Annotated in this window: 11 protein-coding genes and 1 CRISPR repeat array (1 of these 12 only partly in view); of the genes, 10 read left to right on the top strand and 1 reads right to left on the bottom strand. The window is 58.4% G+C overall.

Translation table 11 applies throughout. From position 1 onward, the window contains the following. Positions 1–773: 773 nt before the first annotated feature. The 10 genes from JHD62_RS11885 to JHD62_RS11840 all read left to right on the top strand — a co-directional run bounded on the left by JHD62_RS11885 (position 774) and on the right by JHD62_RS11840 (position 10,956). A complete protein-coding gene (locus JHD62_RS11885; protein ID WP_199103072.1) occupies positions 774–1,349 on the top strand; it encodes a GNAT family N-acetyltransferase in 576 nt (191 codons plus the stop codon). 93 nt (positions 1,350–1,442) lie between these two features. Then, positions 1,443–1,697, top strand: coding sequence for a hypothetical protein (locus tag JHD62_RS11880; RefSeq protein ID WP_199103071.1), 255 nt, complete (start codon positions 1,443–1,445; stop codon positions 1,695–1,697). Between the two features lie 85 nt (positions 1,698–1,782). After that, a complete protein-coding gene (locus tag JHD62_RS11875) occupies positions 1,783–2,187 on the top strand; it encodes a hypothetical protein (protein WP_199103070.1) in 405 nt (134 codons plus the stop codon). An 8-nt stretch (positions 2,188–2,195) separates the two neighbouring features. Next, positions 2,196–2,702: a hypothetical protein gene (locus JHD62_RS11870; RefSeq protein ID WP_199103069.1), complete on the top strand. Its 507-nt coding sequence runs from the start codon at positions 2,196–2,198 to the stop codon at positions 2,700–2,702. Positions 2,703–2,820: 118 nt separating this feature from the next. Next, a complete protein-coding gene (locus tag JHD62_RS11865; protein WP_199103068.1) occupies positions 2,821–3,159 on the top strand; it encodes a hypothetical protein in 339 nt (112 codons plus the stop codon). A 70-nt stretch (positions 3,160–3,229) separates the two neighbouring features. Then, the gene (locus JHD62_RS11860; protein WP_199103067.1) at positions 3,230–3,631 is read left to right on the top strand and encodes a DUF411 domain-containing protein; all 402 of its coding nucleotides are present in this window, start codon (positions 3,230–3,232) and stop codon (positions 3,629–3,631) included. Positions 3,632–3,954: 323 nt separating this feature from the next. Next, positions 3,955–5,613, top strand: a complete 1,659-nt coding sequence (locus JHD62_RS11855) for an NAD-dependent malic enzyme (protein WP_199103066.1) — start codon at positions 3,955–3,957, stop codon at positions 5,611–5,613. A gap of 306 nt (positions 5,614–5,919) precedes the next feature. Then, complete coding sequence (aspT, locus tag JHD62_RS11850; RefSeq protein WP_199103065.1) at positions 5,920–7,602, top strand: aspartate-alanine antiporter; 1,683 nt, start codon at positions 5,920–5,922, stop codon at positions 7,600–7,602. Positions 7,603–7,809: 207 nt separating this feature from the next. Further along, positions 7,810–9,633, top strand: coding sequence for an ATP-binding protein (locus tag JHD62_RS11845; RefSeq protein ID WP_199103064.1), 1,824 nt, complete (start codon positions 7,810–7,812; stop codon positions 9,631–9,633). A 3-nt stretch (positions 9,634–9,636) separates the two neighbouring features. Next, on the top strand, positions 9,637–10,956 hold the full coding sequence (locus JHD62_RS11840) for a sigma-54 dependent transcriptional regulator (RefSeq protein ID WP_199103063.1): 1,320 nt from the start codon (positions 9,637–9,639) through the stop codon (positions 10,954–10,956). A gap of 71 nt (positions 10,957–11,027) precedes the next feature. Here the strand turns inward: JHD62_RS11840 and JHD62_RS11835 are convergent, their stop codons facing one another. Next, positions 11,028–11,702 carry a hypothetical protein gene (locus JHD62_RS11835; protein WP_199103062.1) on the bottom strand — a complete coding sequence of 225 codons (675 nt, stop codon included), beginning with the start codon at positions 11,700–11,702 and terminating at the stop codon, positions 11,028–11,030. Positions 11,703–11,860: 158 nt separating this feature from the next. Further along, a CRISPR array of direct repeats spans positions 11,861–12,500; the repeat unit is 28 nt; unit sequence TTTCTGAGCTGCCTATCCGGCAGTGAAC; it runs 2,151 nt beyond the window's last position.

Here is a 12,500-nt window from a genome sequence, read left to right as displayed (position 1 = left end):
AAACTCTTCTCTCAGATCCATGATGCTTTGGGCTTTCCAGGGCATGTTTATTCCGCGAGTGAAAGGTCTCGCGAAAGTGTCACCCATGTCCTCGCACACCTGTCAGCTATCTCTCCGGTCTATACAGCTTCGCCAAAAGAAAGTACCCAAAGAAAAGGCGACCCGCAGCGCGTCGAATTCCCGCCCCAGCCGCACCGCTCAGGGCGCGGCCGGAACTTGCGGCGCGCTAGCGTCGCGCCGCTGCGGACAGCCGACCGCTTAAGACCCTGAGCGGCACGTCTGCGTCGGCTCGCACTGACGGGACTGGGGCAGCTCCGACAGGCGTTCTTGATCAGCTAACCACCGCACCAATGCGCCCATGGCCCCGTCAAGCATGCCGACAGGTGGCCGGGGCGAGGTGTTAAGCGCCTGCTTTGTCTGAGCGATTTGACCTTAGCAAATCGCGAGTTCAGGCGCGCCTCGCCTCGGACGGGTCCTGTCGGGCAGCCGCAGGCCATGCTTGTGGGGTGGCCTTGGAGGTGAAGGAGGGCTTGGCCAGGCAAGCCCTCTTTTCCGTTCCCCCCGCGCACAAACGGCAGTCAAATGATCATCCGTGCGAGCGGATTTCTACTGCACTATTCGTGTGATTGCTACTTGAGTAGAGGGATTGCATCGGATAATCTCAATGTCATGAAAGCCTTGCTGACCTTCCAATGCAGCCCGTATCGTCAGCCATGCACTGAACATCTCTGCTCGCAAATAACGGTTAACCGGCTTAAGCCATGAAGGCGCGAATGTCATTTGAACTACGTATTGCCGGTGAGGCCGATGCCCAGGAAATTGCCACTCTGGTGAACCGAGCCTACCGTCCCTCTGCGCAAGAGGCGGGCTGGACTCACGAGTCAAACCTGATTGCTGGCGAAAGAACTAACGCTGAGCAAGTTCTTGCTCTGTTTCAAGACCAGTCTGCAATTCTGCTCTTGTGCCACGGGGCAGAAATTGTCGCTTGTGTACATGTGCAAGGAGGCCAGTCTGGCGCTTATATTGGCATGCTGGCGACCAATCCCGGCCTGCAGGCCCAAGGCCTTGGTAAGCAGATGTTGCTTCATGCCGAGGCATATGCCACAGAGCATTTAAAGGCATCGGTATTCAAAATGTCGGTTCTGTCTACGCGGCCAGAACTCCTGGCATTCTACCAGCGGCGCGGTTATGTACTTACAGGGGATGTTGAGGAATATCCCTTGTCGGCAGGTGTCGGCCAGCCCATTGTGGAAGGCATTCATCTTCTGTCGCTGGCTAAGACCGTGCCTGAGCAACAAATGACCGCAGCCCTGATTTCATCTTCGAGCACGGAATGTTCTTCAGGCTAATGTGCTGAAGTGGCTGTTATCGACCAAGCGCTTCGCTCGCGCCCGGCCAAGTGCAACTGTAATTACCCTTTTGATAATCCAGCGAGGGCAGCCATGCATCGTCAAAGCACAGTCTTGGCTTGGTGTATTTTGATTCTTGGTATGTTCGGCATTGCCGGTGGTAGTGATGTTTTGATACGTGGAGCAGTTCATGCAGAAGGAAGCAGTTGCAAGGCGATATGTGGTCTCTCACTTCTGCTTGCGCAACTTCTTGGCGCAGCAGCTGGGGCGATTGCGCTAGGTGTTATCTATGTGATGTTGGGTGTGTTTTTGCTTTGTATTGGCTATTTGATGCTGAAAGACAAGTAAAAGACACCGCTGTATATTGTTTTAATGTTGGTTTTGCAGGTAGCTGTTTCTTAAGATCGATGGTAGTTATTTTTGGTAATAAAAGATGATAAAAGAGATGTTTGTTATTTTGTCCTTGGTCTTTGGCTATGCTTTTCTTGTCAGGAAAAGCTTTGTGCTTGCGAAAGTTCACTTCGCAAATAAGCTCCTGCAATGTGTGGTGCTGATTATTTCACTGATTGCCACTGTTATGCTTGCCTATGCATTTTTCTGGGCAAAAACACCACCTGTCAGGCCCAAACCAGTTTTAATCGTCATTGCAGAATATTTGGTAATCCCTGTTTTTCTGTTTCTCCCGAGTTCGCTGGCATTTGTTTGCGCATTTCTGCTCAGAAAACAAGAAAGTCGCGTACGTGAAGATTGGGTGGCGGTTGTTGCTGTTTTGGCTGCCATTTTCTCGCCAATTTGCCTGGTTATTTCCGGCTGTGGTTTGGCTGGTGCTTGTTTCTGATAATGCGAATGCCACACTATCGAACGCGGCGTTGCCTGCTGTCCTGCCTGTTTCTTTGCCTGGCCCTGATCGCTGCCGTGTGGGTGTTTGCAGCACCAAACCATTTATCGCTGCTGCCGCCACAACTGGGGGTGCAGAAGGTTCTGTACGCGGAAACCGACTCCTGGGGTTTTGGCCCGGGAGGTAATGAGACGGGCGTCGTGTTGTATGCGCTTCCTCCGCATCTGTCCCACAAGAACCCGAATAGCCTGCTTCCGGAGCTGGAGTGGGAAGCTACCCCCTTGCACGGTCATCGTGAGTGGTTTGAGGGGGAGGGTGCTTCACAAACTGTAGCCGGGCCATTACTGGAGAATTATCTGAACCAGTATGGTTTCGGCATTCCAATCCAAGCCGAGCTTGCCAGGGAAATCAACCGTGCCGTCTCTGCACCGGGTAGCTGGTATGCATATACCCGGCATGGGGTGGTCGTGTTGATGCCCTTGATCAATCGGGTGGCCTTTGTTTATGCCGGTTGACCGTGCATTCGACTGATCCAGATCAACCATCCACAAGCAAAGCACCATCCTGCATTCACCTGTGCCACCTGGCAGTGCTATCTTGCCAGCCATGAAAGCCCTGTACCGTTTCCTGCTCATGCTTCTGCTCGCGCTTCCGGCACTCAATGTGCTGGCGGCAAGTGCCGACATGGCCATGGCCGGTGCGGCTATCACCTCCGCAGACTGCATGGCCCATGCCAGCTGCCACGACAAAACGGCAGGCAAGATGCCGGAACATGCCAGCCATGCAAAAGCGGCGCATGGCATGTTGTGTGGTGGCGCGGGCTGCGTGCAGCTGTGCGCACCTGCCTTGTCCCAGCTTGCCGACTGGTCTGCCGCCCCCTTAGCCCAGAGTAGTATTTTTGTTCCCACCCAGCCTGCGACGCTGGCTGGCATCACCCTTTCTCCGCCGCACCGCCCCCCGGTACTGGCCTGACAGCTTTTTTCAATTTACCGGCTTGTTGCCGCTTATCCGAATCATTGTCATTGCCAGAAGGAGGGCCACCATGGTCACTATCCGCACCCGCGTTCTTGCCGCTACGCCGGTCACGCTATACAAAAGCCCCAGTTGCAGCTGCTGCGAGGCCTATATCAGCTATCTCAAGCACAATGGCTTTGAGGTCACCGCCATCAATCGTGACGACATGCAGCCCATCAAGCAGCAAATGGGCGTCACGCCCGGCCTTGGCAGCTGCCACACCGCCCGGATTGGCCGCTACACCATTGAAGGCCATGTGCCGGTGGCTGCCATCAGGCAGCTGATGGCCAGCAAGGCCGACGTGGTGGGCCTGTCCGCCCCCGGCATGCCGCTCAACAGCCCCGGCATGGGTGAAGAAAAGCCGGGCACGCAGGCCATTTACACCATGACGAGGGACCAGCGCACCGGCGTGCTGTTTGGCCGCTTCTGAGCCATCTGCTGGCCGCAGTGGCATGAGCAGCCGCTCCATTCGTGCGCCTACTTCGCAGTAGCGCAAGCCCGGCAGCCCTGTAGTGGCTGGCCGGGTTTTTTCATGTCTGCATAAAGCCCACAAACAAAGTACGGACTTCCGCACCTGCCGTACGGGGCAAAGTACGGCCTGACGTCAGTAGGGTTTTTTGAGTAAATAAAAATACAATAAAATCAACGAATTAAAAATTTTTCAAGGGGCGGAAAGGCTGGCACGCCAGTTGCAATAAGAAGGGCAGCTGAGACGTTTTCATCTCACCCATTCGATACAAACTGGAGATTGCCATGACTGTAAAGAACACTTCCGTCAAGAATGACAAACTGAACGCCAAGGGCGTACAAGGCGGCATGCCGCTGCTGCATGAACCCAAGCTGAACAAGGGCACGGCCTACAGCGTGGAAGAGCGTCGCCAGATGGGGCTGGAAGGTTTGCTGCCGCATGCGGTGGAAAACCTGGACCGTCAGGTGGAGCGCGTCATGGCGCATCTGGATGAAAAGGCGGACGATCTGGAACGCTACACCTACCTGATCGGCCTGGAAGACCGTAACGAAACCGTGTTCTACAAGACGGTGATGTCCGACCCGAAACGCTTCATCCCGGTGCTGTACGACCCGACCGTGGCCGATGCCTGCGAAACCTTCGGCAACAACTACCGCCGTGCCCGTGGCATGTACATCACCCGTTACATGAAGGGCCGCATGGCTGAAGTACTGCGCAACTGGCCGGAAAAAGACGTGCGCTTCATCTGCGTATCCACCGGTGGCCGCATTCTGGGCCTGGGCGACATCGGCGCCAACGGCATGGGTATTCCGATTGGCAAGCTGCAACTGTACACCGCTTGCGCTGCCGTTCCGCCGGCCGGCCTGCTGCCGGTGCTGTTCGACATTGGCACCACCAATGAAACCCTGCGCGCCGACCCCTTCTACATGGGCACCCGCGAAGCACCGGTTTCCGAAGCCGAGCTGGACGAGCTGACCGAAGAATTCATCCAGGCCGTGCAGGAAGTGTTCCCCAACTGCTGCGTGCATTTTGAAGACTGGAAGGGCACCGACGCCATCCGCATGCTGGATCGCTATAAAGACAAGATCCTCTGCTACAACGATGACATTCAAGGCACCGCCAGCGTGGCACTGGCAGGTATTGCAGCCGGCATGAATATTACCGGCGGCAAGTTGACCGACCAGCGCGTGATGTTCCTGGGTGCCGGTTCCGCTGGCCTGGGCATTGCCAAGCTGTTCTGCGCCGAACTGCAAACACTGGGCCTGAGCGAAGCCGATGCCCGCAAACAGGTGGCCCTGTTCGACATCAACGGCCTGATCGAACATTCCCGTACCGACCTGTCCGAAACCCAGAAGCTGTACGCCCGTCCGGCCAAGCCGTGCAAGGACTTTGTGCAGGCCATCCGCGACTTCAAGCCGACCGTGCTGGTGGGCGTGAGCACCAAGGCCCGTGCCTTTACCCGCGAGGTGATCGAGCTGATGAGCGAGCTGAACGAACAGCCCATCATCTTTGCGCTGTCCAACCCCACCCACAAGGCCGAGTGTACCGCTGAGGAAGCCTACACCTGGTCCAAGGGCAAGGCGCTGTTTGCCGCTGGCGTGCAGTTCCCCGACTTTGACTACGAAGGCAAGACCTTCCGTCCGGGCCAGGCCAACAACTTCTACATTTACCCGGCCATCGGTCTGGCTACTTACTGCTGCCGCCCGACCCGCCTGAACGACGAATGCTTCATCGTGGCTGCCCATGCCACCGCCGATCAGGTCACGCTGACCCAGCGCGCCAAGAGCATGCTGTTCCCCAGCCAGGACCAGATTCTGGAAACCGAAGTGACCACGGCAGCGCGTATTGCCGAGTACATGTTCGATTCCGGCCTGGCCCAGGTGGAGCGTCCACGTGATATCCGGGCCTGGATCGAGAGCCAGCTTTACAAGCCGCAGTACTGAGAGCAGCTGACAAAAAACCTGCTGCTGCGTTGCGCCGCCTTGCCGTACCACTTGTACTGTCTGCGGCGGCGCGCCTTGCCCCAGGGACGCTACGCTATTTTGTTAGCCGCTCCACAACCCGATAACAGAAAACCCTGCTGCGTTGAGCCGGGGCCTCTACCAGGTTTTGTTAGCGGTTTGGGAGTGCAAGATTGCACCGCCCGGACGGGCGGTGCATGAACAACTGACAGGTGCCACAAGCGCCTGAGGACCACCGCCGGGTCGGCTAACCGGCTGGCGGTGGTCGACAATATTAAGGTGTCTATCATGGACTACATCATTCATACCCTGCAGAAGTATCCGGAGATAGCGATTTATCTGACCATCGCTGTCGGCTTCTGGGTGGGCAATCTCAGTCTGGGCAAATTCAATCTGGGGGTGGTGACTTCCACCTTGCTGGCCGGTTTGCTGATTGGCCAGGTGCATCTGGTGATTCCGCCGGTGCTGCAATCCACCTTCTTTGCCATGTTCCTGTTTGCTGTCGGCTATGCCGTGGGCCCGCAGTTCATCCGCGCACTGAAGAGTGACGGTATTTCGCAGGTGTTCTTCACCATTCTGGTGTGTGCCTCTGGTCTGGTTACAGCCATCCTGCTGGGCAAGATGCTGCATTACGACGCAGCGCTGACTGCCGGCCTGCTGTCCGGTGGCTATACCAACTCCACTGTGCTGGGCGTGGCAACCGACTTGCTCAATCAGGTCAACCAGATGCCTGGCGGCGTGAAAGTGGCGATGGCGCTGATGCCGGTGGCCTATGCCGTGACTTACCCGTTTGGTACTGCCGGTTCTGCCTGGTTCCTGGCGACGTTTGCCCCGAAAGTGCTGGGTTTCAATCTGGCCGAAGAGTGCAAGAGCTATGAAAAGGAAAACGGCAGTGGCCACACCGTGGGCAGCACTGCTTACCGCGAGTTTTCCGCCCGTGCCTTCCTGCTGAGCAATGTGGACCTATTCGACAAGACGGTTTCCGAAGTGGAAGCCATGTTCGACCACGAAATCTTTGTCCGCCGCGTGCGTCAGGCAGTGGGTGCCAAAATTGTCGATTGCGAAGGCAATACCCGTATCCAGCGTAATGATGTGGTGGCCATTTCCGGCACCCTGACTGCGCTGCTGAAATACCAGAACCATTTTGGCAAGGAAGTGAAGGACGTTCCGCTGCTGGACTTCTCCACCGAACTGCTCGACCTGGTGGTCACCAGCCGCAAATACGCTGGCAAAACCCTGGGCGAAATCACCAGTACGCTGTTTGGCAAGCCGGGCCGTGGCCTGTTCCTTACCCGCTTCAGCCGGGGCGAGCTGGACATGCCGATGGGGCATGATGTGGTGGTGCAGCGTGGCGACGTGCTGACCATTCTGGGTGCCAAGCAGGACGTAGTAGCCGTAGCCAAGGAGCTGGGCTATGCCGACCGCCCGCTGGAAAACTCCGACATGGCCTTCATGGGCTTCGGCATCGTGGTGGGCAGCATTCTGGGTGCCATCACCGTGCATGTGGCCGGTATTCCGCTCAGCTTCGGTACTTCGGTGGGCTCCATCGTGGCCGGTATCGTGTGTGGTTACCTGCGTGCCACCATGCGTACCTTCGGCAAGATTCCTGGCCCGGCGCTGTGGGTGTTCAATAATGTCGGCCTGAACGGCTTTATTGCGGTGATTGGCCTCAACGCCGCGCCTGGCTTCATTTCCGGCCTGCAGCAGTACGGTGTCACCCTGCTGTTTGCCGGTGCCGTGGTTACCCTGGTGCCGCTGATTGTCGGCCTGCTGCTGGGACGCTTCGTGTTCAAGTTCCACCCCGGCATCCTGCTTGGCGCTTGCGCCGGTGCCCGTTCCACCACGGCCGCGCTGGGTGCATTGCAAGACGCAGCGCAAAGCAAGGTACCTGCCGTGGGCTATACCGTAGGCTATGCGGTATCCCGGCTGGTGATGGCGGTGTTCACCATCGTGCTGGTCAACGTGTTCTAGCTGTCTTGTTCTTTATCCTTTCGGTCGTCGTGGCCCTGCCATGACCTTGCCACGCGGGTATGGCCCGCGTGGTTTTTTTGCTTTGCATGTTGCGGCGCAAAAAGTGACATCGTGCTGTGGGATAATGCCCGCATGCCAGCCACCACCAGCCAGCCGCCACCGGGCGACGACGTGAATCAAGCCAAACGGGCCAGGCCCGGAGTGCGTATGAAACGAAGCGGTTTTTATCTTTATTTGCTGATCTCCATGGCGCTGTCCTTGCTGTCCGCCTGGGTGGTGTACACCGTCAGCTGGCAGGAACAACTGCAACAGCGCCAGCAGGATTCGGTGCGCCGTGTGGCGCGCAATGCCGGTTTCCTGCAGCACGAGGTGGACAAGTTCGGCCTGCTGCCGCTGGCGGCATCCTATAACGATACCCTGCGCGAAGCGCTGGCCATGCCGGATGATGCCCGGCAACTGGCGCGTGCCAACCAGTACCTGGTGCGGCTGAATCAGGGCGCCGGCTCCTTGCAGGCTTATCTGGTGGACAAGACGGGCAAGGTGATTGCTTCCAGCAACTGGCAGCAAAAAGACAGTTTTGTCGGCCGCAATATCGCTTACCGGCCTTATTTTCAGCAGGCCGCGGCCAATCGCATCAGCACCTATTACGCCATTGGCACCACCGGCAATGCCACCGGTTTTTATCTGGCCACCGGCATTTACCAGGGGGCTGAGCGGGTGGGGGTGGTGGCCATCAAGATAGGGCTGGAACAGCTGGAACACATGTGGGGCAATATCGTGGAGCCGCTGCTGGTGTCCGACTCCAACGGCGTGGTGGTGCTGTCCTCCGTGCCGGAGTGGAAATACCATGCCACCACGCCACTCAGTTTTGATGCGCGGCTGGCGCTGGAAAAAGCCCAGCAATACAACAAGCAGGTGATCAAGCCGCCCATCTGGCTGCGCAAGAGCGTGCTCAACAGCCAGGCCATGCTGGTGCAGATGGGGCAGGGTCGCAGTCGGCACGAATACCTGGCCATCAGCCAGACCATCCCCGTCAGCGGCATGACGCTGACCATGCTCAACGACACCCACGAACTGCACAGCCTGGCCCTGACCCGCGCACTGGCGGTGGCGGTGGCGGTGGGCTTTGCCTGCCTGCTGCTGCATTCGGTGCGGCTGTGGCGCATGAACCTGAAAGCGCAGGCCGAAGCGCGGCGCAATCTGCAACTGGCACATGATCATCTGGAAGAGCAGGTCGAGCAGCGCAGCAGCGAGCTGCGCGAGGCCAATGCCAGCCTGAAAAAGGAAATCGAAGAACGCATCCAGGCGGCGCGGCAGGTGGAAAACTTCCAGAACGAGCTGATCCGTACCGAAAACCTGGCAGTCATCGGCCAACTGTCTACCGGCATCGCCCATGAAATCAACCAGCCGCTGGCGGCGCTGTCCGCCTTGTCGGCCAATACCGTGCGTTTTCTGGAAATCAACGATCTCACCACCGCGCGGGCCAATCTGGAGCGCATCACCGACATCGTGGTGCGGCTGGGTTCGCTCACCGAGCAGCTGAAATCCTTTGCCCGCCGCCCCAATGGCGAGCGCGAATCGGTAGCGGTGGCGCAGGCGGTGGAAAACGCCCTGTTCCTGCTGAACCACCGGCTGAAAAAGACGCATATCACATTGCAGTTGCCCGCCGAACCGGCGGATATTGTGGTGCTGTGTGAAGCCGTGCGGCTGGAACAGGTACTGGTGAATCTCGTCAGCAATGCCATTGATGTGCTGAACGGCGTGGACGACGCGCAGATCAGCATCGACTGGTCGCGCCAGGGCGACACCGTGCGCATCAGCGTGCGCGACAATGGCAGCGGCCTGTCCGACGAAGTGCGCGCCCACATCTTCGAACCCTTTTTCACTACCAAGAAAACCAGCGGGCTGGGCCTGGGGCTGGCCCTGTCATCTGACATCATCAAGTCCTATGGCGGCATGCTGACTGCCGACAATCACCCGGATGGCGGGGCGGTATTCACCATCACGCTCAGACAGAACAAGCAGGAGTAAGACATGAGCAATCTACAAGTACTGGTGATCGAGGACGATCAGGACGTGCAGCTGGGCTATGTCCAGGCGCTGGGGCTGGACGGCATCCAGGCGCAGGGCTTTGATTCTGTGGAAAAAGCCCGTCGCAGCATAGGCCGCGACTTTGCCGGCATCATCGTCAGCGACATCCGCCTGCCCGGCATGGACGGCCTGGCCTTCATGCAGGAGCTGCTGGCCGACGATCCCGACCTGCCGGTCATCCTGATTACCGGCCACGGCGACATTGCCATGGCGGTGCAGGCCATGCGCGACGGCGCTTACGACTTCATCCAGAAGCCCTTCCTGCCGCAAGTGCTGGTGTCGGTGGTGCAACGTGCGCTGGAAAAACGCCGCCTGGCACTGGAAGTGCGCCAGCTGCGCAAGCAACTGGCCGCCTATGGCGGGCTGGAAAGCCGCCTGATTGGCAACTCCAATGTGATGGCCGAACTGCGCCACCTGGTGCAGGGCGTGGCCGCTACGCCCACCGATGTGCTGATCAATGGCGAAACCGGTGCCGGCAAGGAGCTGCTGGCACGCTGCCTGCACGACCTGTCCGGCCGCACTGGCCCCTTTGTGGCGCTCAACTGCGGCGGCCTGCCGGAAACCCTGTTCGACAGCGAAATGTTCGGCCACGAAGCCGGGGCCTTCTCCGGTGCCAGCAAGCAGCGCATCGGCAAAATCGAATACGCCCAGCACGGCACGCTGTTTCTGGATGAAATCGAAAGCATGAGCATGCCGATGCAGATCAAGCTGCTGCGCGTGCTGCAAGAGCGGGTGATCGAGCGGCTGGGCTCCAACCGGCTGATTCCGGTGGATTTTCGTGTGATTGCTGCCACCAAGGCCGATTTGTCCAAGCTGGCCGAAGAAGACAAATTCCGCGCCGACCTGTACTTCCGCCTGAACGTGGTCACGCTGGACCTGCCGCCGCTACGCGCCCGGCGCGAAGACATTCCGCTGTTGTTCGATTACTTTGTCACCCAGTCCGCGCTGCGCATGAACCGCCCGGCACCGGCCATCACCCCGGAAGTCATCCGCGACCTGATGGCCTACCACTGGCCGGGCAATGTGCGCGAGCTGCGCAATCAGGCCGACCGCTTTGTGCTGGACCTGAAAATGGTGCCCGGCAACGCCATGGCCGACACCCACCCCACCTTGCATGCAGCAGTGGAGTCGTTTGAAAAGGGCATGATTGCCGAAGAACTGCGCAAGCAGGGTGGTAATGTGTCCAAAACCGCCGAAGTGCTGAAAATCGCCAAAACCACGCTGTTCGACAAGATCCGCAAATACGATCTGGAAGAAAAATAATCCGCGCAGCAAAACAAGACCGGCAGCCGGGTCAAACGCCCGCTGCCGGTTTTTTCATGCCTGCTGCATGCCTATCCCGCCTGCCGCAACCGCCGTGCCTGGCGTTGCAGACGGCCACGCAGTTGCTGATGACATGCCGTTGCCAGCCCTAATAACTCGCCATTATCTGCCGCAATACCTTGTTCGGTGGCTATCTGCTGCGCCAGCGCTTGCAAAGGCGTGGCCGAACTGTTCAGCCCCAGTAAACGGCCATGGGCATGGCGCAAGGGGCTGTCCGGCGTGTAATCCAGCGTCAGCAGCCAGTGCGAATGTTGCCAGCGTGCACCCTGCGTCAACACCGCCTGCAACACCGCATGACTCACCTGCACCCCGGCCTCCGCCGCCAGCGCCAGGGCCTGCTCCCAACGCGGGGCAGCGGGCGGCAACTGTTCCAGTGCCGGCAGCAGCTGCCTGTTCAACCAGTCACGCAACTGCCGCGCCAGCGGCTTGCCACTGCGACGCAAGGCGCGCAGCAAGGCAGTTACAGGCCAGTATTGCTTGATATCTTCAGTTTCTGCAGTGTTTTTGCGGCTTGGGTCTGCCGCCAGTAATTGCTGCATGCGGTTTCCCAGCCGACGGCCAATGAGGGCCAGTACATCGCTGCTGTGCAGCCACCATTCGCCGTGCTGGTATTGCACATGTAGTGGCTTGCCGTGGTAGAAAAAACAAAGGGGAGGTGGGTGTTGGGGGGTGTTTTGATCTGTCACGGTGCGGAGCTCCTGTTTGATTCGTTGAACGCCGCCTTTCAAGACTTTCGGATGCGATAGCCGCTGTTTGAAGTGTGTTGAGCACTAGCGGCGGATTTTAGGGACGGGCTTGCTAGGTGGAAACTGACCGAAGGGTCCGCAGAGTAGGCGCGTCAGCCTTTCGATGCTGCCTGTCCGGCAGTGAACAACACCCGCCCCGGCGGGGTTTTGTCATTACTTTTCTTAGCTGCCTGTCCGGCAGTGAACTGATAGAACCCGGTGTCGAGCCTGCGTTAACATTTCTGAGCTGCCTGCCCGGCAGTGAACCCAACCCCTCACTCCTTCCCTGCTGCGGCGAGTTTCTGAGCTGCCTATCAGGCAGTGAACAATGCGATATTCGCCATCATCCTCTCCGTAATTTTCTGAGCTGCCTATCCGGCAGTGAACTCCGGTAAAAGCTGGGAAGCGATTCACGAAATTTTCTGAGCTGCCTATCCGGCAGTAAACCCGGATACCGCCTAAAAACGTGTTCGGCATCTTTTCTGAGCTGCCTATCCGGCAGTGAACGCATCCACCAGCTGATTGACCGGCGCGGGGCGTTTCTGAGCTGCCTATCCGGCAGTGAACCCGTCTGGATTCGAAGTCGTTGTTTTTGTATCTTTCTGAGCTGCCTATCCGGCAGTGAACGAACAGCGCAGGCCAGGCACAGCACATCATCCTTTCTGAGCTGCCTATCCGGCAGTGAACGCGCGGATGCATCACGTCTGCCGGAGCTGCCTTTTCTGAGCTGCCTATCCGGTAGTGAACCAGTACGGCCGC

It is taken from the genome of Aquitalea sp. ASV11, assembly GCF_016429185.1.
Lineage (GTDB): Bacteria > Pseudomonadota > Gammaproteobacteria > Burkholderiales > Chromobacteriaceae > Aquitalea > Aquitalea pelogenes.
This window is presented reverse-complemented; position numbering and strand designations above follow the sequence as displayed.